We start from the raw sequence: 26,102 nt of genomic DNA on the forward strand, positions 1-26,102 counted from the left end.
TTTTTAGCCCCTCCTAAATCCTCCCCGGTAGGGAGGACTTTGTATTTTCTTTTAATGACTTAATTATTGGTCTCCCCTACCGGGGGAGATTTAGAGGGGGCTCTAATTTCTTAAAGGTTTCCCCTTGGTTATAATGCTCTGTATTCTTTCCAGTGTTTTTCTTTCTCCGCAAAGCGATAAAAAGGCTTCACGTTCCAGGTCGAGCAGGTATTGTTCGGTGACTAATGTTGGTGAGGACAAATCACCGCCACACATGACGTAGCCTAACTTTTCAGAGATCTTTTTATCGTGCTCAGAAATATAATGGCCCGAATACATGGAATTGGCGCCGATGTAAACCATACCCAAACCGGCTTTGCCCAATACCTTGATATCTTTACGATGCGCAGGCTGGGTATATCCCGCATCAGCCAGTTCAATCGCTTTTTCTTTGGCGTCTGCAATCAACCTGCTGCGGTTCATGCTGATGCTGTATTTATCTTTGAGTAAGTAGCCCAGATCGTAGGCCTCGGCAGCCGAGGTTGATACTTTGGCCATACCGATGGTCAAGAAACGGTCTTTTAAAACGTTCTGCTCAATCTGCCCTTCTTTAAAGTCGTCGGATGTCCGGAGCGTGAACTCCTTGGTACCGCCGCCACCGGGTATTAAGCCCACACCAAACTCCACCAAACCCATATAGGTTTCGGCATTTAACTGAACGTGATCGGCATGCAGGCAAAACTCGCAACCACCGCCCAAGGTTAAATTATGCGGGGCCAGCACTACCGGTATTGATGAGTAACGGATGCGCATACTGGTGTTCTGAAACATTTTGACAGCCATGTTCACCTCATCCCACTCCTGCTCAACGGCCATCATAAATATCATACCTACGTTGGCTCCTGCCGAAAAATTGGCGCCATCATTGCCTATCACTAAACCACGGTAATCCTTCTCGGCAATATCAATGGCTTTATTTATACCCTGTAAAACCTCAGCACCAATGGTATTCATTTTGGTATGGAACTCCAGGTTGATAATACCGTCGCCCAGGTCGGTTATGGTAGTGCCCGAGTTTTTCCAGATGGTTTTGCTTTCGCGGATGTTATCCAGAATAATAAAGCTTTCCGTACCGGGAACGGCCTTGTAGCTTTGACTTGGGATATCGTAATACTTTTTAACGCCGTTCTCCACCTTGTAAAAAGTTTCGTTACCGGCATCCAGCATTTGGTGTACCCAGGCGGCGGCTTCGTTACCTTTTTCTTTCATTTTGGCAACGGTATCCTTCACACCCAGAGCATCCCAAACTTCAAACGGCCCAAGCTCCCAGCCAAATCCGGCCCTTAGGGCGTCGTCAATACGATATAGTTCATCGGATATTTCGGGGATCCGGTCGCTTACATATTCAAACAATCCGTAAAACGATGTTCTAAAAAACTCTCCGGCTTTATCGGTTCCTTTAGCGTAAACCCTCATCCGCTCGCGCAGGTTCTCAACCGGTTTAGTTGCGTCGAGCGTTGCCGATTTAACTTTGATCTGCGGCTTATACTCCAATGTCTTCAGATCGAGCGCTAAAATGTCGCTCGAGCCATCGGCGTTCTTTACCTTTTTATAAAAGCCCTGTTTGGTTTTATCGCCCAGCCATTTGTTTTCGGCCATCTTCTTCACGTATTCGGGCAGTACAAATAAATTGTGTGCCTTATCATCCGGCAGGTTATTGTACAATCCGTTGGCTACGTTAATCATGGTATCCAAACCAACCACATCGCTGGTGCGGAAAGTGGCCGATTTTGCCCTGCCCAAAACAGGACCGGTAAATTTATCCACCTCCTCAACCGTCAGGTCCATTTTTTCTACCAGGTGCAATAGCGCCATAATAGAGTATACGCCCACACGATTAGCAATAAAGGCCGGTGTATCTTTACATAAAACCGTAGTTTTACCTAAAAATTGATCGCCGTAATGCATCACAAAATCAACAACTTCGGCACTGGTATGTGGTGTAGGGATAATTTCCAACAGGCGCAAATAGCGTGGCGGATTAAAGAAGTGCGTTCCGCAAAAGTGCGCCTTAAAATCTTCACTCCTACCCTCAGCCATTAAATGGATGGGGATACCCGATGTATTAGAGGTGATGAGCGTACCTGGCTTACGGAATTTTTCTACCTGGTCATAAACCTTCTTTTTAATATCCAGGTTTTCAACCACTACCTCAATGGTCCAATCGCAACCGGCAATATCTTTCATGTTATCATCAAAGTTGCCTGTTGTAATCCGGTTGATTACAGATTTGGTATATACCGGTGATGGATTTGATTTAATGGCCGTTTCGAGCGCTGTATTAACTATCCGGTTCTTTACTTTCGGATTGTCAAGTGTAAGCCCTTTAGCCTGCTCATCGGGCGCCAGCTCTTTGGGGGCAATATCCAGCAATAGCACCTCTACCCCAATATTGGCGAAGTGGCATGCTATCCTCGACCCCATTACACCGGATCCTAAAACGGCTACTTTTTTAATTAGTCTTTTCATTTTTTAGATTTATTCCAATGTTAAAATCATTCGGATAAAGAAAGATCGTATCAGGATTTTACTCTGGTTTATAATCAATGGTTAATTGATTTATTTTTTTTAAGGTTTCTATCAATTGTTGTTTTTCGCTTTCGCTGATGTGATCGTTCAGGTAATCGTTAAACTTACGTACAACTACCCGAGCCAAATGCCTTTTCTCTTTACCTAATTCGGTCAAATGGATCTTCACAGAACGCTTATCTCCTTTATTTGATTCCCGGTAAATCAAGCCCATTTGCTCCAGTGTACTTAACATACGCGATAAACTGGTTGATTTTAGCCCAAGCAAAGCAGCAACCTGCGAAACCGTTGTACCTTCTTTCTCATTGATGTTAATCAGTAAATAACCAATGGATTGGGTGATACCAAATTCCGAAGCTAACTGGTTATACCGGTTAGCCACTGTTTGCCATACTACCTTTAAATAATAATCTACGGTTTCTTGTTGGTTCATATTTACTATGCAAGCATAACAAATATAAACAGTAAAAGTTTAATATGCAAGCATAATGTGCGAGAAAAAGCAGGACAACTATTAATTTAAAGATACTTACCATATATGCCACCACGGACGTATGTGGCTTAACCCTAAATCAGCATGCTACAGGATGGTTTCTTCTCCTGGTCTGATATCTTTGTAAACTGATCCGGGCTGCCCGGATGATAAACCAATTACCCATACCTGTTTTATTGATGAAGAAATTATTGATACTTTTTGCCGGGAGTTGCCTTACAATGAACATGGTACATGCCCAAACCGCAAAGCCAACTGCTTGGCCCGAGGTAAAAAAAGAAATGCGCCCTTATACCCGCTGGTGGTGGATGGGCAATGCAGTAGATGATAAAAACACAGGCAGATTACTGGAAACTTACAGTAAGGCTGGCTTTGGTGGAGTTGAGGTAACGCCGATATATGGAGCCATAGGTTACGAAAGCCGTTACCTGCAATTTCTTTCGCCCCGATGGATGAGCGCCTTAAACTTTACGGTATCAAAGGCTAAAAGCCTGGGCATGGCGGTAGATATGAATACCGGCACAGGCTGGCCCTTTGGCGGCCCGCAGATTAAATCTGCAAATGCCGCTGCTAAGTTGATTATTCAGAACTACAAGCTTTCGACCGGGCAAACCCTGCCAGATAAAATAACCGTGACCGATGCCAAACAAAGTAAAGCGGGAGCGCCATTGCAAGCCCTTACGGCTTACAGCGATAAAGGCGAGGTTATTAATTTACTGGATAAGCTTTCGCCGGATGGTATGCTCAACTGGAAACCGGCAAGCGGCAACTGGGATATTTACGCCGCATTTTCGGGCAAAACATTGCAGCAGGTAAAAAGAGCAGCGCCGGGCGGCGAGGGCAATGTGATGGACCATTTATCAAAACAGGCTGTAGATGTTTATTTAAAACATTTTGATGAAGGTTTTGGTGGTAAGTCGCCCGGAATCGGTTCTTATTTTAACGATAGTTATGAAGTGTATGGCGCCAACTGGTCGCCCGGGTTTTTCGAGGAATTTAAGCGCCTGAGAGGCTATGACCTGCGCCTGCACTTGCGCGAATTAAACAGCAACGACAATATAGATGCGGTTGCCCGTGTTAAAACGGATTACCGCGAAACCATGAGCCAGATGCTGCTGGATAACTTTACCTTAAATTGGACCAAATGGGCGCATAAATACAATAGCCTATCCAGAAACCAATCGCACGGCTCGCCCGGCAACATATTAGATTTGTATGCCGCCGTTGATATCCCCGAGTGCGAAACCTTTGGCTCAAGTAAGTTTGATATACCCGGCCTGCGCCGCGATAGTGCCGATGTACGTAACGTAGACCCGGACCCGATGATGATGAAATTTGCCTCGTCAGCCGCGCATGTTAACGGCAAGCCTTATACCACATCAGAAACTTTTACCTGGCTGGCCGAGCACTTTAAGGGATCGTTATCGCAATGCAAACCGGAGCTCGAGCAAGTATTTTTGGCCGGTGTAAACCATGTTTTTTTTCATGGCACCACCTATTCGCCGGAGGATATTCAATTTCCGGGCTGGCTGTTTTATGCCTCCACCAACTTTGTACCCGATAACAGTTGGTGGCCGCACTTAAACGGACTTAATACTTACATCACCCGCTGCCAATCGGTTTTACAAGCCGGAAAATCAGATAACGAACTGATGATGTATTGGCCAATTTACGATGCATGGAGTAATCCTGAGGGAATTGATATGCCCTTCGCCATCCATGGCATTGATAAATGGCTGCACCCCACCAACTTTTATAAATCGGCTATGGAGCTGCAAAAGGCTGGCTACGCTTTCGATTTTGTATCCGACGGGATGCTGGAGCAATCAAGCGTAGTGAACGGTCAGATCAGCACTGCTGCTAATGCACAAACCCGCAAGGTGCTGGTTGTGCCGCAATGCCACTATATGCCTTTGGCTACGCTGGATAAAATTATCCAATTGGCTAAAGACGGGGCAACCATCATCATCCAGCAGTTGCCCCAGGATGTACCCGGATTAAATGATCTTGACGCCCGCCGTACCAAACTAAAAAGCACATTGGCTACGCTAAATTTTACCGATGCGGGAAACGGTGTAAAGCAATCCGGTATAGGTAAAGGCCAGATTCTGCTGTCGGAAGATATTCAAAAGGCACTTCAATTGAAAAATATTACAGGAGAGGCTTTAACCGGAACCGGATTAAAGTTTATCCGCAGGGAAATTCCCGGTGGTAAATATTATTACCTGGTTAACCATACCGCCAAAGTTATCGATACCAATATCCCTTTAAACTTTAAGGCGGCGGCTGTTTTAATAATGGATCCGCAAAGCGGAAGTTATGGCAAAGCTATAGCAAACACCGCCAATAATAAAACGATGGTGCGTGTGCAAATGCAACCCGGCGAAGCCCTCATTTTAAAAGCAAGTGCCGCGCCTATGCAAACTGCTGCCTGGAAATACATTGGGCAAGCAGGCGCCCCCCTGGCTCTCGGTAACGGGTGGAACCTGCATTTTACCAAAGGCGGGCCGGAGTTACCGGCAGATGAAAAGCTAAACCAACTCGGTTCGTGGACGGAATCATCCGATCCCAAAACACAATCGTTCTCCGGTAGTGCTGAGTATACTACCACCTTTGATATTCCGGCCAACAAAGCAGCCGATTACATCCTTAACTTAGGTAAGGTGTGCGAGAGCGCCCATGTGTATATCAACGGAGCCGATGCGGGCATTTTTTGGAGTATACCATTTAGCGCCAGGGTGGGCCAATATTTAAAACCGGGCAAAAACACCATTAAGGTTGAGGTGGCCAACTTAATGGCTAACCGCATCCGCTATATGGATCAAAACGGCATTCAATGGCGTAAATACCACGAAATTAATTTTGTGAATATCAACTACCAGCCTTTTGATGCCTGTAAGTGGAAGGTAATGCCTTCAGGATTAATTGGGCCGGTTACATTAACCCCGGTTAATTAGTTGGTTTTGGGGTTATAAGTACAGTATTTTGTCATGGTCATTCATTATAAACATCCTTGGTCGCCGCTAATTATCTTTGAATAGCCTTGTAAGTAAAAAGTCCCTGTTTTAATAAACAGGGGCTTCGGTATATTTAGTTAGACATTATAATTTTTCAATTTCTGCTATCGAAAGCTTGGTAAACTTAGCAATTTGCTCATTGGGGATACCATGTTTTTTCATCTCAATAGCAACAGCAACAATACCCTCGTGTATACCCTCCAACTTGCCTTCCAGCTTACCTTCTTTTTTGGCTTCGTCCAATAAAAGTTCTTCTAAGCCCATAATAACTACTATTTACCAAAAAGCTCCTACTTATTAAAGCAGAAGCTCAATTTTATTAATTACAATTTTTCAATTTCTTCTATCGAAAGTTTGGTAAACTTAGCAATTTGCTCATTGGGGATACCATCTTTTTTCATCTCAATAGCAACAGCAACAATACCCTCGTGTTTACCCTCCAACTTGCCTTCCAGCTTGCCTTCCAACTTACCTTCTTTTTTGGCTTCGGCTAATAAAAGCTCTTCTAAGCCCATAGTGTCACTCCTTTCTGTTAATATAGCAATCTCTTTCTCAAATTTAGCAAACATATCCGGATTTTCAAAGCTGAGGTAATACTTTAAAAAGTTCATCACCTTGCGGATCTTATCTTTAGGCATTTGTTTACCCAATAACCGGCGGGCAATATCGGTAGCCCGGTCAAATAGTTGCTGATCCTGTAGTGAGCTGCGAGACAGCGCCAGTTTAGCTGATAAGACAGCCATAGCAAAAGGATTCTCGCTCTCCTGTAACACCGTATCTTCCTGGTCAATGATCTTCAAGGTATTGTAGCTGTATACTATCTTCGTACCTAAAAATTCCCGTTCATAGCGTTTCGGATGAAAGTTTTTATTGGTATCCGCGAAGATCGCAAACGCAGTTATAGGCTTCTGGTATAAATCAAGTATCCTGTAATAGTACTGAAACATGCGCTGTGCGAAATCGTGATCCGTATAAGATTGAACCTCGATGTGAATAAGTATCCATTCCTCACCACCACCTTTAGTAAAAACCTTGACCAGTTTATCAACATACCTCGGCGCGTGGTTCCCGGCTTCCGCCGGAAAAAGTTGATCGAGTTCCTTATCCAAGTATTGAAATCCCTTATCAAACTCAAAGAGGCTTTCGGCTTCGGGGTAAAAAAAACGGAGGAAATCATCAAACAGATCTTCCAATGTGCCCTTCCATAAAATATCATGGTTTCTTTTCATCTTCTAACAAATAGCAGCTTAAAGGTAACAAAGTTAAACTATGTCCGGGGTGACTATGACCGCAAAAAACAGTCTTCCCCAAAGTAACCTTTGAACATACGAGTTTGAAGCGAAGCTGGAAATAATCGATATATGCTGTCCCTTTGCAGCAATTTCTTCTCGTTTTTTTATTAAGATTGTAAATGGATATTATTGTATACCCCATAGCTAAAGTAACCAATAAACGAACTGAAGCAACAGATGATAACTGGGGCGATACGATTTCGGAAATTACCTTGTTGAACCACATACCCGACGAGGCGATGGATAACCTGGAGGAGTTTTCGCACCTGGAAATTATTTACTATTTCGATCAGGTTGAGCCAGGCGAGATTATTTTTTCGGGACACCCGAGAGGCAATACCAAGTACCCAAAGATGGGGATATTGGGGCAGCGCAAAAAAGACCGCCCAAACCAGATAGGAATATGCACCGTAGAATTACTGGAGCACAAAGGCAGAACCATCATGGTGAAATACCTTGACGCTATTGATGGTACCCCGGTATTAGACATTAAACCTGTTTTCAGGGAATTTGAACCCAAGGGCGAGATTAAACAACCGGCCTGGGTAAGTAACCTGATGAAGGATTACTGGAAATAGGAGTAATAAGAAAGCCGGACATTTTTGATATCCGGCTTTTTTATGTTTTAACGGTTAAAGTTTTTTTGACCCTGGCCGCCTGAATTGCGTTTAAACCCGCCGCCATTGCCACCGGCACCGCCGGTTCTTGGCTTATCTTCAGCTTCGGCTACAGAAATTCTGCGTCCGTAGTAATCAGCGCCATTCATGTTTTTGATGGCTTCTTTAGCCTCATCGTCGTTTGTCATTTCAACAAAGCCAAAGCCTTTGCTTTGTCCTGTCTCACGATCTTTAACGATCCTAAGTGATTTTACATGCCCAAAATCACCAAAAACGGCTGTCAATTCTTCTTCCTCGACCTGGAATGGTAGCCCTGCAATAAATATCTTCATTAAAATTTAAAAGTTTCTACAAAGATACGCATTACTGCCCCGCTAATTGTAATGATAATGTTAATATCCTCAATAATTTTACAGTATAAAATTATTGAGGACAAAACTGTTACAGGTTTAAAATAAGCCTATCTGCCCTTTATCATCAATTTCAATATCATCGGGGTTAGTTATCTCAAAATCGATCTTCTTGGCGGGTTTCACTTCCGGTTCAGTTTTGGCCGCCGTGTCTGCTGCTTTTTTTCCGGGCACATCGCCATCCTCCTTTTGGGGGACATCTTTTTCGGCTTCCTCATCCAGTTTTTCAGCGGCAACTACTTCGCTTAACGGAGTTTCGGGCACAGGGTCGGGCACGTCTTCTTCATCGTCGTGTTCGGCAATCAATTCAATTTTCTTTACCTCGTGCGGGGTTAAACGGTTACCCTGCGCTTTCATCCCCTTCACATCAATAGCATCGGCCAGATTAATTTCTATTGTTTCAGGTGTAAGCGCTTTACCTTTCAGTTGCTCTACCACTACAATAGGTTGCGCTGCTGCAGATATCAGGATCAACTTTGAGCCGCTCTCTTCACTAATAATGCTGGTTTGTTTGCCTATAGCAACATGCTCAAAAACAAAACGTTTTACATAATAGTTTTTCGACTTTCCTTCGTAATGAACAACGGTATAAACCTGCTCGGGGTTATACTTTTCAATCCTGATCATCTTATCATCAAAATGATTGCTCAGATCAAAACTGGTAAGCTCATAAACACCAGAGCTCAATACGGTCAGTATTTTATCATCTCCGTCAAATTCACCCAGATATTTGCCGCGGCTATCCACATTCAGCCTCTTTAAAATATCGTCGTACCATATTTTACGGCCAGACAGCGTGGATATACCTTTTGATTTCAGGATGATTTTTTTAATCGGATACTTAGTCAGGATATTCCCCATCGAGCCACGGCCTTTGATACCAACTTCGGCAAAATCCTCATCAAACACCAACTTTTTAAGTTTGGAATGCGGCTTTAACTGAATATTGACTACCTCGGCCTCGCCATTAGGGTTAGCGCTAAAATAAAGCACGCGTGAGCCTTTGGTACCCTTGGTTAAATCGTATTCCTTATCGCGGGTAACGCCCAAAACCGAAAAACGCTTGATATAGGATGTACCGTTAGCACCATCTTTATATATCATGTTGTAAACGGTGCGCTCATCGTTCTTTTTAAACACCCCCACATGGATAATCTCTTTACCTACAAAAACCTTATCCTGTATTTTGGTTACCAGGCAACGCCCGTCTGCACGGAAAACGATGATCTCGTCCAGGTCGGAGCAATCGGCAATAAACTTATCCTTCTTTAAGCCGGAGCCAATAAAACCATCTTCCAGGTTAGCATATAACTTCACGTTGGCCAAGGCCACCTGCGAGGCCTCCACCCTATCAAACGTTCTGAGCTCGGTTTTACGTTCGCGCCCTTTGCCGTATTTATCTTTTAATTTTTGAAACCAGGCAATGGCATAATCGTTCAAATGTTTCAGGTGGTGGTTAACTTCTTTAATCTCGTTCTCCAGCGTCTTCATCTGCTCATCCGCTTTTTTTACGTCAAAGCGGGTAATGCTGCTCATGGGTTTATCAATCAGCTTCTTATAATCTTCCGCCAGTATAGTTCTGTAAAATTGCGAAAAGAAGGGTTCAAACAAACCATTCAACACCTCAACAACCGCCTCAAAGTTAGCTGAGGTTTCGTAAGCCGGATTTTTGTACATACCCTGCTGGATAAATATTTTAAGCAATGAGCTAAAAAATATCTTTTCCTTCAGTTCATTCAGCCTGATTTCCAGTTCCTGTTTCAGTAATTCTTTGGTATGATATGTACTCTCCGTAAGCATATCGTTCACGCTCATAAACCGTGGCTTATCGTCGTGAATTACACAGGTATTTGGAGAGATGGAAACTTCGCAGTCGGTAAAAGCGTACAAGGCGTCAATGGTAACATCGGGAGATATGCCAGGCGCCAGGTTGATCAATATCTCAACATTTTTCGACGTATGGTCAACGATGCTCTTGATTTTGATCTTACCCTTGTCATTGGCTGCTACCACGCTCTCCATAAGCCCACCGGTAGTGGTGCTAAAAGGCACCTCGGTAATTACAAGCGTCTTTTTGTCGCGTTCGGCTATCCTTGCACGTACTCTTACCTTACCGCCACGCTGCCCTTCGTTGTAGTTAGAAGCATCAGCCAAGCCACCGGTTGGAAAATCGGGCAATAAATTAGGCCGAATGCCATTTAGCACGGCTATGGAAGCATCCAATAGCTCAACAAAATTATGCGGCAATATTTTGGTAGCCAAACCAACGGCAATACCCTCGGCCCCCTGTGCCAGTAAAAGTGGAAATTTAACGGGCAGGGTAATAGGCTCGCGGTTACGTCCATCATAGCTGGACTGCCAAATGGTGGTATCCGGATTAAAAGCTACATCAATAGCAAATTTGGATAAACGCGCTTCAATGTAACGTGGCGCCGCCGCCGAGTCGCCGGTTACCGGGTCGCCCCAGTTACCCTGGCAATCAATCATCAGGTTTTTTTGGCCTATCTGCACCATGGCATCGCCAATAGAGGCATCCCCGTGAGGGTGATACTTCATGGTGTTACCAATTACGTTGGCGGCTTTGTTAAAACGCCCGTCGTCCATTTCCTTTAACGAATGGAGGATCCGGCGCTGAACAGGCTTTAACCCATCATAAATATGCGGAACGGCGCGGTCCAGAATTACATAGGAAGCATAATCCAGGAACCAGTTTTCGTACAACCCGTCGAGCGGGATGATATTGTGCAGTTTGTTATTGTCGCCTTGGCTTTCTTCTTCGCTCATCAACTATATTAAAATTCAATGGATGGGTAAAGATACGGGGAAACCGCAAATTTGAGGAACTAAAATTATAAACAAGTTAACGTTTTTAGAGCGACGAGCCCATGTAAGCTTTAAACTTGGCAATCCGGATTATTTTGTGAATATTAGAGTGTTTTTTAACCTTATCACAATGAGAAAACAGCTTCCGCTTATCCTGATATTGATCCTGCAATCAGTTATAGCCTTCTGCCAAACCGGCGGCCCTAAAAAAACAGAGATTATAGGCCCCACTAAGGCAAAGATCATGACGAAACTTTACAGCAATTACGATGCGAAAAAGAATTTTTCAAAATGGTTTTGTACCGACATGGGCTTGCTTAAAACATTTTCTTCGCCCACGCCTACGCTGTTCCAATCAAAAATATTATATGCAGATAGCCTAAGCAGCAACTCCGGTAAATTGTTATACGTGCTGTTATCAGAGAAGCCGCTTCTGGATCAGGTTTGCCATGGCTGTGCCCCGGTATTAAAATTTTTATCCTTTAAAAAAACCGGGGCTACCTGGTTTTTAGATTATGAAAAACAAGTAGGACAAATAGGCAGCTTTGGCGAAGCCCCTCCACTTGAGGTGAAAAAAGCAGGTAAAAATATAGGCTTTATATTTACTGATGGCTTTACCAACATGGGCGAAAGTACAGAGGCTATTGTAATGTATGCTTATGACAAAGGCGTATTTAAAATGGTGCTGCAGATACCAGAATCATCGTACAGTAATGATGGCGCATGCGAAGTAAAGGTTGCCAACAGTTGCTACAGCTACGATGGAAAAATTAAGTTTATAGAAGCCGGAAAGGATTTTAACGATATTGTATTCACGAAAAAAGGGACCGACAAACCTAAAGACAAGGTTGTGAAAATTGATTCGGTCATTGTTTACCGCTTTTTAAATGGGGTTTATGCGAGGGTGAAATAGTGCGTATTGAACACATTAATATGGATCAAATATTTCTCAGCAAGTTTTGTGTATATTTGATCATAAGATAACGTAAATGGAAACGGTTTTGCTTCAAATTAATAATGATAGGGCTTACAAGCTTATAGAAGATTTAGAAGCTCTGCATATTGTTAAGATACTGAAAAAAAGTAGCGCACCTAAAGAAAAATTATCTGCAAGATTTGCAGGGGCGCTCAATCTTTCTGATGAAGAATATCATAACTTTCAAAAATCTTTAATTCAGGGAAGAGACGAGTGGGAAAAGGATATTTAATAGATTCAAATATTGTTATAGGGTATTTAGATAACAAAATACCAGGCGATGGCATGTTGTTGATGAACTCAATCATCGACGACACCCCCAAGATTTCCATCATTACTAATTGAGGTTTTAAGATTCAATACCGCTGCCGACGCTTATAAAGTATTAGAAGATTTTATAAGTGAAACCATTGTTTTTGATTTAAACGACATAGTGGTTGAAAAAACCATTTCAATTTGCAAGTCTCATCGCGTTAAATTACCCAATGCTATTATAGCAGCCACCACCCTTGTTTATAATTTAAGTTTAATTACCCGTAACATTGTCGACTTTAAAAACATTAATAGTTTAGGCCTTTTAAATCCCTGGGATATAGCCGAAAATCCTTAATTGGCAAAGAAATTAAAAAGAACCAAGGCAAGATGGTGAAAATTGATTCGGCCATTACCTACCGCTTTTTTAAACAGGGCTTATGCGAGGGTGAAATAGTGCGTATTGAAGCTTCTTTAAAAACCCACTTAAGACTGCCCCTCTTTCTTAACCTTTTCAGAATAATAAATCTTAAACCAGGCCGGTACATCTGCTTAGTTAATTTCATCCCACATCTTTTTTCCTGCTACAACTTTAAAGTGAGCAAACATTTTAAAATTGCCGCCTTCATCCGAATTATCAAAGAAATAAACCTGATAACCCAACTGGGCGGCATCGTGCAAAAGCTCTAATGCTCTGAAATAACGACTCTCGATTTTATCAAATGGGACATTATGACCACCCTTTTTGGTTCGGGCCTCTACACGGAATTGATTTATTTTAGGAGATTCGGTACAAACAAAATACAGATATACTTTGTATCCAGCGTTAACCGCATCCTGCATAATATCCAATTTTGATTTATGTGAGAACACTGTTTCAAATGAAAACCGTTTCTTTTGTTGCAATAGCTTTTGACGAAGTTAATCGGCTATTATTTGAGCAAGGTGTTCCGCGTCTTTTTCATTCAAACAATGAATGAAATTATCTTTAAGAGAAAAGGATTTTATTAATCTATCTAAACTAAATACTCCATTTAAAAGCCCGGATTGTTTCGAAATACTAACAAATTCATCACGGTCAGCCTGAAAATCGAATTGTCTGAAGGAAAATTTCTTCTCGATTTTTAATGCAGTTGCAATGTCATCCGCATTAATGTAATATCCAAAATCAACAGGTTTATTGTTAGCTCGGTAACTTCGTATATAATCAATAACTGTGCTTTTTCCGGAGCCGTTTGGACCGGCAAACACCCGTAAACGGGGTTGCACATAACCTTCGAGCATTAATCTAAAATAACAGGTCCTAAATTTTTGGCAGAATTTACGGGCTCAATTTTTTGTATAGAGCCATCTGGAAATTTTTTCACTAACCAACCATCCTGAAAAATAATATTATAGCCCATTACTTCCATGGTTTCTGAAGATGCAGCCTTCATACCTCGTTTGGCCGCACGAACTACAATCCTTTTTGTTAAATATTCTTTTTCCTGCAAACTCTTAATTAACGTTACGAATTAAATCTAATACGATATACAAAATATTAACAACACCTTGCTACTTACATCATCACCTTATTCAGCACCAACTGCCAGTCGCTATAATCTTTGGTGCTTGCCTTAACCTTTTTGATAACAGCGTTATATTGAGGATCAAAATAAGCAGCGAGCATTAAGGTTTGGTACCCGTTAACCGGATTAAATAGCGTTCCCGGCTTATAATCAGCCTCGCCATTTTTCGCCCTGGCCTGATCGAATTTAACAGTCGAGTTTACAAATTCGGGATGCGTTTTTTCGCCGGTTACAAAGGGGGCTACCCAGTCAACAGATTTTTTGATGGAAGCGCCGCTTTCGGTCGCAGCCGTATACTCATCAACTCCGGTGGCGCGTTTTAATATAATAGACAAGGTAAGCAGGGGCTCCAGATCATAAACATGATAGTGCAGCGCATCGCGCAGTTTAAAATCAACACTTGATCCATCGGGCAGCAGGTTTTTCTGCAAATGTCTTTTCAAATCTTCGTTAACATATTGTTTGTATTCGTCGTTATTAATTGCGTAAGCTATCATACCAACAATTTTAAGCCTGTGCGAATTCCAATTGTTGTAGGCAGTTTCCTTATTCATTCCCTTTCTATGGGCGGCAATCTCGGCATCCGCAGTTTGCTTAAACCATTTAACAATCAAATCGTTATCATTGGGTTTTAACTTGGCTTTTACCAGGTCGTAAGCCTCAATAGCGGGCTCAAGGTTAGTATCGTCAATAGGGTCGCCACGGCCTATGTTTGTTTTTGCCCAGGCTGTTAAATACGAGGTGACATTTTGCAGGTAGCTTTTTTCACCCTCCACCCGGTAAGCTATGGCAAGGGCGTACATTTTACGCATATCCTTAAGGGCATTGACTGTTGCCGTTTTTTTAGGATTTCCCTGCAACAAACCCTCGGTACGTATGGTATCGATGGGGTTAGGGTTTAAATTGACCGCAACATCAGCAAGGTTTAGATAAGCCGAATACAATTGTTTAGCATCTGCATTTTGAGCTATCAGCTCCTTGAGGCTTTGTACTTCTTTATCATTTAAACTAACATATTGCGCTTTTACGTTTGCCGCCAACAACATCAATACGACTAAAAAAAATACTTTTTTCATGGTGAACAGATCTGGTCGAGGTTTGGAGTAGTAAAAGATGCAAAGGTTTAACACGCCTTAATATAAAAGATTATCGTAGGGGTACCTTTCTGTATGTATTGCTTTAGCCCGTTCGTACACTATACTTCTAAATTCGTCAATATTCTCCTTGTTCAATGCGGATATAAAAATAGCCGGACTATTATTTTTAGCCATCCAGCTCTGTTTAAAATCGTTCAGGGTGAGTTTTATTTCCGGCTCCGACGGATCAACAGGAATAGGTTTATAGGCATCTATCTTATTAAATACAGTAATCACGGGCTTATCTATTGCGCCAAGCTCCTTTAACGTTTCGTTAACGGTTTTGATCTGATCTTCAAAATTAGGGTGCGATACATCCACCACATGCAGCAGGATATCCGCTTCGCGAACTTCGTCGAGCGTAGATTTAAAGCACTCCACCAAATGGTGGGGCAGCTTGCGGATAAAGCCTACCGTATCTGATAACAAAAAGGGCAGGTTATCAATCACCACCTTACGTACCGTAGTATCCAGCGTGGCAAACAGCTTATTCTCGGCAAATACCTCCGACTTGGAGATCATGTTCATGATGGTTGATTTACCTACGTTGGTATAACCCACCAAAGCCACACGAATTAGCTGGCCACGATTTTTGCGTTGCGTTTCGTTTTGGCGGTCAATTAGTTTCAGCCGCTCTTTAAGTAGCGATATTTTGTTTAGGATGATCCGCCTGTCTGTTTCAATTTGAGATTCACCCGGTCCGCGCATACCGATACCACCTTTTTGACGCTCTAAGTGGGTCCATAAGCGGGTAAGGCGCGGGAGCAGGTATTGCAGCTGCGCCAGCTCAACCTGGGTACGCGCTTGCGATGTTTGTGCCCGGGCGGCAAAAATATCCAAAATCAGGTTGTTCCGATCCAGTATTTTTACCTGTAGTTCGTTCTCGATGTTACGCAGTTGTGATGGCGAAAGCCCATCATCAAAAACAACAATATCTATTTCTTCTGCATCAACATAAGCTTTGATCTCTTCCAGCTTACCCGTGCCCACAAAAGTTGACCGCTCAGGGCGCAGCATTTTTTGGGTAAAGGTTTTTACCGTTTTGCCACCAGCGGTTTCTACTAAAAATTCCAGTTCGTCTAAATATTCCTTTCCTTGCTCAGCAGTTTCGTTGGGTGTAATTACGCCTACAAGGATAGCTTTCTCCTGCTTCACAGCAGTATCATAAAATTTTTGCTTCATTCAATCATTATCAATTTACAAAAGTACGCAATTTGATTAACAGCGTATGGCTATACAATTGTTTTAAACATGCAATAATTAAGCCTGATAACTGTGCTTTTGCCCGCCAAAAACACAACAGCATGGATGTTAAAAACAGCAACGGAAACCTATTAGCCGAAGGCTATTCGACATTGTTAAATGAAACGTTCGATGTAAAGGCTCACCGATTACACTGAAGACGGGCACCGTTAATACCCGACCAATGTCGACAAATTGGCATGTATATATCTTCTCATAACCCTTTAACAAACTCCTTCATCGCAGCACCAGGATCGGCTTCCTTCATAAAATTTTCACCAATTAAGAAGCCATTAAAGCCGGCCGCTTTTAACTGCTTTATAGTATCGGTATTGCTGATGGCACTTTCGGATATTTTAAGGAACTCCTGCGGGATGTGCTCAAACAACTGGAACGATGTTTCTACCGAAACTGTAAAATCGGCAAGGTTGCGGTTATTTACTCCGATGGCGGTTAAGTCTGGCGCAATACTGCGTTGCAGTTCTTCCAGGTTGTGTACTTCGAGCAACACATTAAGGCCCAAACTTTTGGCCAGCGCCGACATTTGTTTGATCTCATCTGGACTGAGGATAGCGGCTATCAGCAAAATAATATCCGCGCCAAGCGATTTAGCCTCTACAATCTGGTACTCATCGATCATGAAGTCCTTGCGGAGAATGGGGATTGGGTTTACTCTCCGGGCTTTAATCAGATCGATCTTTTTGCCCATAAAAAAATCCTTATCCGTTAAAACAGACAGCGCCGATGCTCCCGCAGCGGCATAACCGGTAGTTACATCCTGCACTTTTACCTTATCATTGATAATACCTTTAGAGGGCGACCGGCGCTTAAATTCAGCGATTATGCCTGTGCGCGAAGGATCAAGCAAAAAATCCCGGAACGAATACGTTTCGCGATGAAACATATCCGACTCTTCCAGCCTGGCATACGAAGTTTTCTTTTTAGCCGCTGCTACTTCCTTTTTTTTATTGACTACTATTTTATCAAGTATGTTCATGGCAACCAAGTGAGCCCCCCAGCCCCCTGAAGGGGGAGCTTTTGAAGAGCTGAGTTTTACAAATGTTTATTTAATTAGTCATCCATTATGATCAGCAACTCCCCCTTCAGGGGGCCGGGGGGCTAACCAGTTTCCCATCATTTCTTTTCCATATTCTGTCAACACAGATTCGGGGTGAAACTGCACGCCGCGTACGTCGTAGGTTTTGTGTCTCAGAGCCATAATAGAGCCGTCTCGTTCGTCAATAGCAGTAACTTCCAGCTCACTGGGCAAGCCTTCGTTGGCTACTACCCACGAGTGGTAACGGCCTACTTTAAATTCGTTGGGCAAACCATTAAAAAGCACTTCGTTGTTACCGGTAACTTTAATAGGCGTTGCAATACCGTGCATTGGCCTACTGAGGTTGTATAATGTTCCGCCAAAAACTTCGGCAATGGCTTGTTGGCCCAGGCAAACGCCAAAAATGCTTTTGGTTGGCGCGTATTGCTCAATCACCTGGAGCAGCAAACCCGCTTCGGATGGGATACCAGGCCCGGGCGACAGGATGATCTTATCAAATTGATCAACATCAGCCAGGTCAAATTGATCGTTCCTCCACACTTCGCATTCCAGGCCAAGCTCGTTAACCAAATGCACCAGGTTATAGGTGAACGAATCGTAATTGTCTATAATTAATATCTTGGTTTTCATTATTCTGTTTAGTTAAGCACTTCTTCCTGAGCAGTGGGTGCGTTAATGGTTTGGGCCAGATCGATAGCTTTTCTCAGGGCCGCAATTTTGTTATTTACCTCCTGCAATTCATTTTCGGCAATAGAGTCGGCTACGATGCCGGCGCCGGCCTGGTAATGCAGAACGTTATTTTTACTTAAAAAGGAGCGGATCATGATGGCATGGTTAAAATCGCCATTGAAACCCAAATACCCTATAGCTCCGCTATAAAAACTACGCTTGGTTTTTTCGTTCTCGTCAATAATCTCCATAGCGCGATACTTGGGGGCTCCGCTCAATGTTCCGGCCGGGAAGGTATCAGCCACAATTTTAAATGATGAAACCCCTGCCTTTAATTTCCCGCTCACATGAGATACGAGGTGAATTAAATGCGAATAATATTGAACCTCCTTAAACGCCTTTACTTCTACATGCTCACAATGGCGGCTCAAATCGTTACGGGCCAGGTCAACCAGCATCACATGCTCGGCAGACTCTTTAGGATCATTCTCAAGGCGGCGTGCTTCCTCAATATCGCTTTCATCGTTACCTGTGCGTTTAATGGTACCGGCAATAGGGAAAATACTGGCCGTACGATTTTTGATGGTGATCTGCGCCTCGGGCGATGAGCCGAAGATGCGGAAATTACCATAGTCAAAATAAAACAGGTAGGGCGAAGGGTTAATGGAACGTAACGCGCGGTACACGTTAAACTCATCGCCTAAAAATGATTTAGAGAAAGCTCTTGAGGGCACGATTTGGAAAACATCTCCCCGGTAAATATGTGTCTTCATTTTCTCCACCATCGCTTTAAACTCGTCATTGGTTAAATTAGACTGTTCATCGCCATTAACTTCAAAATGATACTCGGGGAAGTTTTTGTTTTTAATCAGGTATTCTACTTTCTGCAGGCTGCCTGCAGCATTGCCAGCGCCGTATTGGTTATGGAATATATAAAGCTCATTTTTAAAATGATCTATCGCGATAATATACTTGTAAATGTGATACTGCATCTCGGGGATCTTGCGTAAATCATCCTCAACCTGCTTAAACCGGATGGTTTCAAAATGCTCAACAGCCTCGTGCGTAAAATAGCCGAACAATCCGTTCGAAATGACCTTCAAAGGAGTAGTTTCAACTTCAAAAGCTGATAAAAAGGTTTCAATTTGGCTAACCAGCTCAAAATCACCCTTTCTAATAGTATTCGAAGTACCGTCTGGATATTGCGTTTGAAGTTCCCCGTCGTTTAATATTAAACCGGCTATCGGGTCGCAGCAAACGTAGCTCAGGCTATTCTCCCGACTATGGTAATCAGAGCTTTCCAGCAATAAAGCATTAGGGAAAACATCGCGTAAGCGCAAATATATACTTACCGGCGTTGTGGTATCGGCCAGTAGTTTTTTGTAGGTGGTTGTTAATTTATAAGGTGCCATTTTATGGGTTGAGCATTGAGTTTAAAATTTGATAAAAAAGAAAAACCCGACGATGGGTTTCGCCGGGTTCTCTATTAGGTTTAAAATTGATTAGATATTTTCCAATAGATCACAAGTCATCCGGCTGCCACTAAGTGGTGCCACCAATTACGGTTATTTGTGATATTGATCATATTGTTTGGCAAATTTAGAAAGATTTTTGAATGTTCAAATTTTTCTTCGAAATAAATTAAGCAGAAATTCCGAACAACGGCCTGTGGCTTTGTATAATAGCCGCTAAAATAACAACAACCGCTAATAAATAAAATACTACAATAGCCCTGTGTTTGGCTTCGGGCAATACGGCCTTTTTGGAACGACTGTGCCCAATAGTAATCAATACAAGAGCAAAAATCATCATAGTTAAATGTTCAACCGTCCAGTAACGGGTATCGGCCTGCTTCATGGTTTGAGCATTAAACTGCACAAACGGACTTAAGAAGTATAACACCAAACCTATCAGCAATTGCGTATGGGCCGATATCATGGCAAATAAGTTTAATTTACGGTTACCATCGGTATATGCCTTTTTACCGAACAAACCGGCTAAAGCCTGTATAATGGCCAACAGAATAAGGATAAGCACCACATACCTGAAACCGGAATGAAGATATTTGAAAAAACTATATAAAGTCATGCGATTATTGTTTGATGCGAATATACAAGAAATATTAATTGCTGTGATTAACCTTGGATGATAACATTTTTTACGCAAGCAATTTATAAAAAAAGCCGCCGGATAATTGCTTACCGACGGCTACCCTTTATAAAAAACACTAAATCAAACTGTTGTTATCTTAACTTTTGGGGCTATATAGACTTTTTACCTGACCAACAAGAATGAAATATATGGTTTTTGTGCCGTTGTGGTTTTCCCGCTGTAACCCAAAGCAAATCCACAAAAAACGCGTTGACTTAATGGTACGCTCGTACTGGTATATGAAGCAATTGTATTATTTATTCTGGGTGCGCCAGCTGCGCGTATTTTCCATATACCGTTTGCACCGTTAATTTTAAATTTAATGTCGCCACTATTTTTCAAATATCCGAGGTTAGACACCATTAGCGAGTCACTCTTCTGATCGGCAACAGTAGTTGCAACAGTACCATAATAAATATCTACGGCCGGCACATTAGGCATCAGATTCAGAAAATGAAACCTCGCATAATTAGTATCAGGCAGGGCAACGTTTTCCTGGGTTAATACACTCTTTGTATTGGCGGCTGTATCGGTAATATGGGCTATGTAAGTTTTGCCTGCATCCAATTGAAAATTAGTGCTGTAAAGCTCTAACGAATCAAGCCCATTATCAATTTTATGAAGTAATACTACTGATAACTTTGTGCTACCGGGAGTAACGCTGATAACATCGGCAGTACTGGTTCCGCCTGTATTAAAGCCCCCACCAGGAAATGGCGAGCGGGCCGTTATAGGGCCACCTACACGCTGATTATTTATTTTAAACCATACTGTCCGGTTATTAGAGTAATTTGATTCGTAATTAATTTTTAAAAAAGCGTAGGTATTATCTAATTTTTGAGTAAAGCCATAATCCTTTAAAGTTTTGCTACACCCCAAAGCAATAATTGCTAAAACGCAAATCCCCATGGCTATAATTGAGTTTCTTTTCATCCTGATAGTTTTAAAATTTAAATTAAGGTTGGCTAAACCACATTTCTACCGTGTTATAATTAGGAGCTAAACCGCCCCATTTCGCCAACTCGGCAGCGTTCCATACGTATTCAGAATTGTAACGCGGCCGATTTCTGTAGGCATACTTACCACCGTTGCTGCTAAAGATCTCCGTTGAAGATAATTGGTAATATGTACGAAAAACCGAGGCACTGTAGCGATACTTACGCAAATCGCACCAGGTTTCTGTTCCTGCCCAGCCCCATTGTGCAATATATTTTTGTTGCATAATGTCGGCTATGGTAAGAGACGCAGGAGTTTGAGCTACTTCGGACGACGCCATGTAAGCATTTATTTCGGTTGTTGCGATAGCCGGATCCGGCGTTACGGCAGTACGGCCATATTGATTGTAAAAATCAAAGGTAGCCTTTATACCATTGATATAAGCGGCGTAAGCCCCTCCATCTCCAGGCCCATTTTTAATATATAGTGCTTCAGACAAAACAAATTGCAATTGAGAATAGGTCATGATAGGATACCTTGCCTTATCGGTAAATATATATTTGCCATTGTAATAAGTAGCACCGGTAGGCAAATAGCCCAACACAGAAGGAACTGTAGTTGTATTACTGCCATGTGTGGGTGTAACAGCATTATAAATTCCATTTGTTTGCGCTGCCGTAGTGCCCGATACCAGAAATCTACTTAAACGGGGATCTACCGATGTTGTAGGTGACACGGCAGGTGTGCCCCTCACTCCGCCGGTTAGCAAGCCCAAAATTGTTACGGTGGGCCTTCCATAGCCAGTAGCCGAGTTTAACAATCCCGAATTTGCCGATCCGGCATTAAGCGGCCCCAGTGGATTGGCATCCACAACCGTTGCGGCGTTAAAATATATACCTGCGTCTTCTGTTTCATTGGCAAGAGACAACCCGACATATTTACTTACGCTATCTGCATACTGCGTTTTAAATTGTGCTTTATTTATTAGATGCCCATATTGCAAAGCAAATACACCATAAACAAATTTTTTCCATTTCGCTTTATCGCCCTTATAAATACCATCGCCGGTAACACTTGCCAAGGTAGTTGCATAGTTAACCGGGCTAGTCATGTTAAGGTACTTAACGGCCAGATTACCCCATTCCCTTACCTTATCATAAACAACCGGCTGATCCTGATAGCTGTAAGTTAATTGACCTGGCGTAAACGCGTCAGTCACATTTAGCGGGCCATATTCATCGGTACCGATTTGGTAAGCCCATGCTTTAATGGCATAACCAATACCTGCATATTCGTACTTTTGATTAGCAACCGCATCCTTAATCATATTTTCGAGGTTCACCCCCAAGTCAAAATATATCATACGCCATACAACACCACCCACATCGCTGGCGCCTGGATAGCCATGCTGTTCCCAATATTCGGTAGCTAAAGTATTGGCATCAACACTTGCTAAATTTTGTGTAATCTTTGAAATTGACCTTGTATAGTCCTGCTCTGTTCCATTACACATCTGGTACTCTATTGGCGGTAATAACAGCTCCGCCTTTACTACCTGTGGTACTGCCGGGTTACTGTTGACATCCAGGTATTTATTACAACCCGCTGAAGCAATTAATGCTATGGCGGCCAACATCATATATATCTTTTTCATCTCCATACGTTCTTATAATTTAATGTTTAAACCTAAGTTGAAAGCCACAGGCTTGCCAACGTTACCGTAATCTATTCCGTACCCACCTATACCACCAGAAGAGGTATTGGTAGCGTTACTTTCAGGATCGGTACCCGAGTAATTGGTAAATAACAACGGATCGGTTACAGTGAAAAGCACTCCCAAGCTTTTTATAAAGCCCAATCTGGATAAAGTAGATTGAGGGAAATTATAACGCAGGGTTACATCGCGCAGGCGTAATGCTTTAATATTATGTTCAACAAACATTTCCGGCGATACGTTTGTGTTATAAAACGCAGCGTTATCGTAAGGAATAATGGCTATATTATTAGGGGTGGGATGATCCGTATTTTGGAAACCGTCAGCAAGTACACCTGTAATTATCCTCGGCACTTCCCGATCAAGTGTTTTTACACTGATACCTCGTGTATAAGCTTCATATTCTGTACCGTTAACCACATCGCCTCCATAACGCAGATCCCATAGAAATGATAAACTCAGGTTTTTATAGGTCAACGTATTTTGGAAACCTGCCTGGAATTTAGGCGTACGATCGCCTATGGGGTAATAATTAAGATCAGAGATTGAAGGTAAACCGGTAAGAGGATTTATCAATACCTGTCCGGCGTTGTTTTTATCAAAGCGGGTACCGGTTATGGTACCGGTGCTATAACCGGGCACAACAGCACTCCTGATACTACCAACCAACTGCGTATCAGAGTCATACAATTCAGGCAGCTGATTTGCCAATGACAGTACAATACCTTTATTTTGGCTATAGTTTAATGTCATATCCCATCTAAAATCTTTGTTTCTAATGGGCGCTCCTGTCAGTTGAATTTCAATACCTCTGTTTCTAACAGTTCCCCCGTTTAGTTGTTCAAGCACAAAACCGCTCACATAACTTAAACGTGGGTTAATAACCTGTCCGCGACTTATCAGGTTGTAATAATTAAAGTCTAATCCAATTCTGTTATTTAAAAAATGAAGCTCAATACCAGTTTCAAAGTTTCTTGTTTTCTCAGGACTCAATTCAGAGTTACCTGCATTATTACCTAAGGCATAACCGCCGCCAGTAGTATTTGCAGGAACGTAATTTGTACCTTTTGAATAGTCTCGATATGGCTCTTTACCGGTTGACGCGTATGATAATCTTAATTTACCTTCATCAAGAAAAGGGACCGCATCTTTTACGGGTTTTAATTCGGTAAAATTAAATGCCAAACTGGCCGATGGATAAGCAAAATATGGATAAGCAGCAGCGGTTGTACCGGTATTTGCGTTTAGGCTGGGGTATAGTTTTGATGAGCCATCAACCCGGCCTGTAAGTGTAAGGTACAATAATGATTTATAGCCGAAAACTGCCTGAGCGAATGCCCCAACGTTACGGTATCTGTCTATATACAAGGACGCGTTACGTGTTGTTGTTAGTGTGTTGTTTATACTGTAAAAATTAGGGTCGTAAAAGTGAGTGCCATATTGTGAGTTAAGTGTTGAATAAAAAGAGTTGAAGGTAGCACCAATGATGTACGTTCCGCTAAACGACTGCCCCATTTTACTTTTAGCAGTTGCCGTTAAAGACCCATTGTATATTTTAGCAATCTCCTGATAATCAGTTATACTACCCAAAGTAGGCGCAGTTGACGATCCCGAACCTTTATATGATTGTCCGTTATAAACCTGCATACCATCGGTAGCTGTAACATCAGTACCGAATATAGCGTTCACACTCAACCAATTGGTAGGTGTCAGCAAAAAGTTAACGTTACCGATAAAACGATCATTTTTATCTTGCGCAGGATCTTTATACACATCCCACAAGGGGTTATCATATTCACTATATATGCTTGAATAGCGTGTTATCCGGTTACCACTTGCATCCTGATAGTCTTTAACATCAAAATTAGAGGGATAACGCAACAATTCCATTAACGCACCATTGTTGGCCTTATTGGCTTTGTTGTTTACAGAGTTAATATAGTTTAGTGTGGTAGTGATTTTTAATAATGGCGAAATTACCGCACTACCTGTAAGGCGGCTTGAAAATCTTGTGTAGGTTGTGGTTGGTATTACACCCCGGGTATCGCTGTATTCGTTTGACCACCGATAGGTAAACTTATCTGAACCACCCTCAAAAGCAACGTTATGTTTTTGACCGAAGCCAGTTTGAAAAAAATTATGAATATTATCATAAATCTGAGTACCTGGAGCATACTTGGGTCCAAAATAAGTAGAAACAGTTGAGTTAAATACGCCTCCCACCGAGCCAGCACTATACACCTGCTGCATTTCGGGAAACTTATTTAAGTTTTCCACTTTAAAAGAGGTAGTATAAGTAATGGTCCCGTCACCGGCCTTACCCTTTTTAGTAGTTATCAAAATTGCCCCACCTGCACCTGCACTACCAAATAATGCTGTTGCTTCCGGGCCCTTCATAATAGTATAGGTTTCAATATCATATGGGTTAATATCCATCGCCCGGTTTGAATAATCCTGAGCGCTGTTTGCTCCATTTGTAACCAAATTATTTTGATTAACAGTAGTATTGTTTATAGGTACACCATCTACTACTATCAGTGCGTTGTTATCGCCGCTGATAGAGGTAAAGCCTCTTAATACGATTTGCGAGGATGCGCCGGGGTTGCCGTTTGTACTATTAATAGATAATCCTGGTACACGCCCTTGTAACCCCCCAAAAAAATCATCACGCTGTGTTGCTGATACCTCATCACCTTTAACTGTTGGCGCCGAGTATCCCAAACTTTTCTTGTCCCGGTCAATGTTATAAGCGGTAACCACTACTTCGCCGAGTGTTTTAGTGTCTTCCGTGAGCTGTATGGTTATATCAGCATTAGACGCTGTAACCGGAGTTTCCTTTGCCAGCATACCTATATAGCTTACCACCAATACCTGACCCAAACTGGCATTAATCCGAAATTTGCCGTCTGCGTTGGTTACTGTAACTACAGATGTACCTTTAACCTTAATGGATGCTCCTGGAATCGGCAATCCGTCGTTTGAAGACACAACCTTTCCTGATACGGTTTTTGTTTGCGCCATAACCTGCGTTAGGCAACAAAAAACTGCAAGAAAGACTAAGAGTAGATTTTTTTTCATACATGAGTTATTTAGTTGTTATTTAGTTAAAAAAATTGGTGAAACTTATTGCGTTATATATCAAAATGGTTCGCGACCCGTTATTTAGCAGACCTTTAACCGA

At 42.3% G+C, this 26,102-nt stretch carries 22 protein-coding genes; 4 read left to right on the top strand and 18 right to left on the bottom strand.

What is annotated here, in order from left to right:
- Positions 1-102: 102 nt before the first annotated feature.
- Both MUCPA_RS10910 and MUCPA_RS10915 read right to left on the bottom strand, forming a co-directional pair.
- Positions 103-2,508 carry a 3-hydroxyacyl-CoA dehydrogenase/enoyl-CoA hydratase family protein gene (locus MUCPA_RS10910; RefSeq protein WP_008506400.1) on the bottom strand — a complete coding sequence of 802 codons (2,406 nt, stop codon included), beginning with the start codon at positions 2,506-2,508 and terminating at the stop codon, positions 103-105.
- A 58-nt stretch (positions 2,509-2,566) separates the two neighbouring features.
- A complete protein-coding gene (locus MUCPA_RS10915; RefSeq protein WP_008506401.1) occupies positions 2,567-3,001 on the bottom strand; it encodes a MarR family winged helix-turn-helix transcriptional regulator in 435 nt (144 codons plus the stop codon).
- Positions 3,002-3,240: 239 nt separating this feature from the next.
- On the opposite strand from MUCPA_RS10915, the gene MUCPA_RS10920 reads away from it, so the two are divergent.
- On the top strand, positions 3,241-6,018 hold the full coding sequence (locus tag MUCPA_RS10920) for a glycosyl hydrolase (protein WP_040627333.1): 2,778 nt from the start codon (positions 3,241-3,243) through the stop codon (positions 6,016-6,018).
- 144 nt (positions 6,019-6,162) lie between these two features.
- On the opposite strand, the gene MUCPA_RS10925 is transcribed toward MUCPA_RS10920, so the two are convergent.
- Both MUCPA_RS10925 and MUCPA_RS10930 read right to left on the bottom strand, forming a co-directional pair.
- On the bottom strand, positions 6,163-6,342 hold the full coding sequence (locus MUCPA_RS10925) for a hypothetical protein (RefSeq protein ID WP_040625835.1): 180 nt from the start codon (positions 6,340-6,342) through the stop codon (positions 6,163-6,165).
- Positions 6,343-6,401: 59 nt separating this feature from the next.
- Positions 6,402-7,307 (bottom strand): RpnC/YadD family protein, encoded by a 906-nt coding sequence (locus MUCPA_RS10930; protein WP_008506403.1) that lies wholly within the window; start codon positions 7,305-7,307, stop codon positions 6,402-6,404.
- A 182-nt stretch (positions 7,308-7,489) separates the two neighbouring features.
- Between MUCPA_RS10930 and tsaA the strand changes: the two genes are divergently transcribed.
- Positions 7,490-7,948: a tRNA (N6-threonylcarbamoyladenosine(37)-N6)-methyltransferase TrmO gene (gene tsaA, locus MUCPA_RS10935; protein WP_008506404.1), complete on the top strand. Its 459-nt coding sequence runs from the start codon at positions 7,490-7,492 to the stop codon at positions 7,946-7,948.
- A 47-nt stretch (positions 7,949-7,995) separates the two neighbouring features.
- On the opposite strand, the gene MUCPA_RS10940 is transcribed toward tsaA, so the two are convergent.
- Together MUCPA_RS10940 and MUCPA_RS10945 are read right to left on the bottom strand one after the other, a co-directional pair.
- On the bottom strand, positions 7,996-8,319 hold the full coding sequence (locus MUCPA_RS10940; RefSeq protein WP_008506405.1) for an RNA recognition motif domain-containing protein: 324 nt from the start codon (positions 8,317-8,319) through the stop codon (positions 7,996-7,998).
- Positions 8,320-8,436: 117 nt separating this feature from the next.
- A complete protein-coding gene (locus tag MUCPA_RS10945) occupies positions 8,437-11,181 on the bottom strand; it encodes a DNA gyrase/topoisomerase IV subunit A (protein WP_008506406.1) in 2,745 nt (914 codons plus the stop codon).
- Between the two features lie 169 nt (positions 11,182-11,350).
- On the opposite strand from MUCPA_RS10945, the gene MUCPA_RS10950 reads away from it, so the two are divergent.
- Both MUCPA_RS10950 and MUCPA_RS10955 read left to right on the top strand, forming a co-directional pair.
- Positions 11,351-12,133 (top strand): hypothetical protein, encoded by a 783-nt coding sequence (locus MUCPA_RS10950; protein ID WP_008506407.1) that lies wholly within the window; start codon positions 11,351-11,353, stop codon positions 12,131-12,133.
- Positions 12,134-12,209: 76 nt separating this feature from the next.
- The gene (locus MUCPA_RS10955; RefSeq protein ID WP_008506408.1) at positions 12,210-12,428 is read left to right on the top strand and encodes a hypothetical protein; all 219 of its coding nucleotides are present in this window, start codon (positions 12,210-12,212) and stop codon (positions 12,426-12,428) included.
- Between the two features lie 572 nt (positions 12,429-13,000).
- Here MUCPA_RS10955 and MUCPA_RS35985 read toward each other — a convergent pair.
- The 12 genes from MUCPA_RS35985 to MUCPA_RS11015 all read right to left on the bottom strand — a co-directional run bounded on the left by MUCPA_RS35985 (position 13,001) and on the right by MUCPA_RS11015 (position 25,942).
- The gene (locus MUCPA_RS35985) at positions 13,001-13,354 is read right to left on the bottom strand and encodes a zeta toxin family protein (protein ID WP_157543868.1); all 354 of its coding nucleotides are present in this window, start codon (positions 13,352-13,354) and stop codon (positions 13,001-13,003) included.
- 15 nt (positions 13,355-13,369) lie between these two features.
- Positions 13,370-13,732, bottom strand: a complete 363-nt coding sequence (locus MUCPA_RS35990) for a hypothetical protein (protein WP_050982077.1) — start codon at positions 13,730-13,732, stop codon at positions 13,370-13,372.
- Positions 13,732-13,941: a hypothetical protein gene (locus MUCPA_RS10965; RefSeq protein ID WP_008506409.1), complete on the bottom strand. Its 210-nt coding sequence runs from the start codon at positions 13,939-13,941 to the stop codon at positions 13,732-13,734. Before MUCPA_RS10965 ends, MUCPA_RS35990 begins: the two co-directional genes overlap by 1 nt.
- 65 nt (positions 13,942-14,006) lie before the next feature.
- A complete protein-coding gene (locus MUCPA_RS10970; protein ID WP_008506410.1) occupies positions 14,007-15,092 on the bottom strand; it encodes an alginate lyase family protein in 1,086 nt (361 codons plus the stop codon).
- 57 nt (positions 15,093-15,149) lie between these two features.
- A complete protein-coding gene (gene hflX, locus MUCPA_RS10975) occupies positions 15,150-16,334 on the bottom strand; it encodes a GTPase HflX (protein ID WP_008506411.1) in 1,185 nt (394 codons plus the stop codon).
- A 274-nt stretch (positions 16,335-16,608) separates the two neighbouring features.
- The gene (gene trpC / locus MUCPA_RS10985; RefSeq protein ID WP_008506412.1) at positions 16,609-17,391 is read right to left on the bottom strand and encodes an indole-3-glycerol phosphate synthase TrpC; all 783 of its coding nucleotides are present in this window, start codon (positions 17,389-17,391) and stop codon (positions 16,609-16,611) included.
- A gap of 78 nt (positions 17,392-17,469) precedes the next feature.
- A complete protein-coding gene (locus tag MUCPA_RS10990) occupies positions 17,470-18,081 on the bottom strand; it encodes an anthranilate synthase component II (protein WP_008506413.1) in 612 nt (203 codons plus the stop codon).
- Positions 18,082-18,089: 8 nt separating this feature from the next.
- Positions 18,090-19,532: an anthranilate synthase component I family protein gene (locus MUCPA_RS10995; RefSeq protein ID WP_008506414.1), complete on the bottom strand. Its 1,443-nt coding sequence runs from the start codon at positions 19,530-19,532 to the stop codon at positions 18,090-18,092.
- 229 nt (positions 19,533-19,761) lie between these two features.
- The gene (locus tag MUCPA_RS11000; protein WP_008506416.1) at positions 19,762-20,208 is read right to left on the bottom strand and encodes a hypothetical protein; all 447 of its coding nucleotides are present in this window, start codon (positions 20,206-20,208) and stop codon (positions 19,762-19,764) included.
- Positions 20,209-20,394: 186 nt separating this feature from the next.
- Positions 20,395-21,204: a DUF4397 domain-containing protein gene (locus MUCPA_RS11005; protein ID WP_008506417.1), complete on the bottom strand. Its 810-nt coding sequence runs from the start codon at positions 21,202-21,204 to the stop codon at positions 20,395-20,397.
- A 22-nt stretch (positions 21,205-21,226) separates the two neighbouring features.
- On the bottom strand, positions 21,227-22,861 hold the full coding sequence (locus MUCPA_RS11010) for a SusD/RagB family nutrient-binding outer membrane lipoprotein (protein WP_008506418.1): 1,635 nt from the start codon (positions 22,859-22,861) through the stop codon (positions 21,227-21,229).
- A 12-nt stretch (positions 22,862-22,873) separates the two neighbouring features.
- Positions 22,874-25,942, bottom strand: a complete 3,069-nt coding sequence (locus MUCPA_RS11015) for a SusC/RagA family TonB-linked outer membrane protein (protein WP_233276854.1) — start codon at positions 25,940-25,942, stop codon at positions 22,874-22,876.
- Positions 25,943-26,102 lie beyond the last annotated feature (160 nt).

Origin of the sequence: Mucilaginibacter paludis DSM 18603 (genome assembly GCF_000166195.2) — a bacterium.
GTDB lineage: Bacteria > Bacteroidota > Bacteroidia > Sphingobacteriales > Sphingobacteriaceae > Mucilaginibacter > Mucilaginibacter paludis.

Coding starts and splice junctions, on each gene's coding strand:
- MUCPA_RS10910 (WP_008506400.1), bottom strand. CDS start 2,508: ATGAAAAGACTAATTAAAAAAGTAGCCGTTTTAGGATCCGGTGTAATG.
- MUCPA_RS10915 (WP_008506401.1), bottom strand. CDS start 3,001: ATGAACCAACAAGAAACCGTAGATTATTATTTAAAGGTAGTATGGCAA.
- MUCPA_RS10920 (WP_040627333.1), top strand. CDS start 3,241: ATGAAGAAATTATTGATACTTTTTGCCGGGAGTTGCCTTACAATGAAC.
- MUCPA_RS10925 (WP_040625835.1), bottom strand. CDS start 6,342: ATGGGCTTAGAAGAACTTTTATTGGACGAAGCCAAAAAAGAAGGTAAG.
- MUCPA_RS10930 (WP_008506403.1), bottom strand. CDS start 7,307: ATGAAAAGAAACCATGATATTTTATGGAAGGGCACATTGGAAGATCTG.
- tsaA (WP_008506404.1), top strand. CDS start 7,490: ATGGATATTATTGTATACCCCATAGCTAAAGTAACCAATAAACGAACT.
- MUCPA_RS10940 (WP_008506405.1), bottom strand. CDS start 8,319: ATGAAGATATTTATTGCAGGGCTACCATTCCAGGTCGAGGAAGAAGAA.
- MUCPA_RS10945 (WP_008506406.1), bottom strand. CDS start 11,181: ATGAGCGAAGAAGAAAGCCAAGGCGACAATAACAAACTGCACAATATC.
- MUCPA_RS10950 (WP_008506407.1), top strand. CDS start 11,351: ATGAGAAAACAGCTTCCGCTTATCCTGATATTGATCCTGCAATCAGTT.
- MUCPA_RS10955 (WP_008506408.1), top strand. CDS start 12,210: ATGGAAACGGTTTTGCTTCAAATTAATAATGATAGGGCTTACAAGCTT.
- MUCPA_RS35990 (WP_050982077.1), bottom strand. CDS start 13,732: ATGCTCGAAGGTTATGTGCAACCCCGTTTACGGGTGTTTGCCGGTCCA.
- MUCPA_RS10970 (WP_008506410.1), bottom strand. CDS start 15,092: ATGAAAAAAGTATTTTTTTTAGTCGTATTGATGTTGTTGGCGGCAAAC.
- hflX (WP_008506411.1), bottom strand. CDS start 16,334: ATGAAGCAAAAATTTTATGATACTGCTGTGAAGCAGGAGAAAGCTATC.
- trpC (WP_008506412.1), bottom strand. CDS start 17,391: ATGAACATACTTGATAAAATAGTAGTCAATAAAAAAAAGGAAGTAGCA.
- MUCPA_RS10990 (WP_008506413.1), bottom strand. CDS start 18,081: ATGAAAACCAAGATATTAATTATAGACAATTACGATTCGTTCACCTAT.
- MUCPA_RS10995 (WP_008506414.1), bottom strand. CDS start 19,532: ATGGCACCTTATAAATTAACAACCACCTACAAAAAACTACTGGCCGAT.
- MUCPA_RS11000 (WP_008506416.1), bottom strand. CDS start 20,208: ATGACTTTATATAGTTTTTTCAAATATCTTCATTCCGGTTTCAGGTAT.
- MUCPA_RS11005 (WP_008506417.1), bottom strand. CDS start 21,204: ATGAAAAGAAACTCAATTATAGCCATGGGGATTTGCGTTTTAGCAATT.
- MUCPA_RS11010 (WP_008506418.1), bottom strand. CDS start 22,861: ATGAAAAAGATATATATGATGTTGGCCGCCATAGCATTAATTGCTTCA.
- MUCPA_RS11015 (WP_233276854.1), bottom strand. CDS start 25,942: ATGGCGCAAACAAAAACCGTATCAGGAAAGGTTGTGTCTTCAAACGAC.